Raw genomic sequence first — 521 nt, 5'->3', positions numbered from 1 at the left:
GATCCTGGAGGCGCATGGCCACCGCCTGGTGGTGACCTTCTGCACCCTGGCCACCACGGCCGAGGCCGGCTTCACCAAGATCCCGGGCGAGGCGACCTTCATGCTGGACGTGCGCAGCGTGAACCCGGCGAGCTGCGACGCCATCTTCGCCGAGCTCGAACGGCAGGTGGCCCGCATCGAGGCGCGGCGCGGCGTGAAGTTCGACCTTGGTCCGGAGACCGGCTCGGCCGCCTCGCTGATGGATCCGGGGGTGCGTGCCGCCCTGGCGCGCGCCGCGGATGCCATGGGCGTCCGGCACATCGAGATGGCGTCGGGGGCCGGCCATGACGCAGCCGCCTTCGGCGCGGCGGGGATTCCTGCGGCGATGCTCTTCGTGCGCAGCCAGAATGGCAGCCACAATCCGCACGAGGCGATGCGGAACGAGGATTTTGCCGAGGCCTGCAAGATGATCACGCGCTGGGTCAGCGACACCGCGATCTGACAGAAAAAAGATGGGGGTCCGGGGGAATTCCTTCCCCCGG

Annotated in this window: 1 protein-coding gene; it reads left to right on the top strand. The window is 69.3% G+C overall.

Annotated features, from left to right (window positions below; all coding sequences use genetic code 11):
- Positions 1-481: M20/M25/M40 family metallo-hydrolase (locus BKE38_RS30230; RefSeq protein WP_131829829.1), on the top strand; the 481-nt coding region annotated here is incomplete at its 5' end.
- Positions 482-521: the final 40 nt, after the last annotated feature.

Origin of the sequence: Teichococcus deserti (assembly GCF_001982615.1) — a bacterium.
GTDB lineage: Bacteria > Pseudomonadota > Alphaproteobacteria > Acetobacterales > Acetobacteraceae > Pseudoroseomonas > Pseudoroseomonas deserti.
This window is presented reverse-complemented; position numbering and strand designations above follow the sequence as displayed.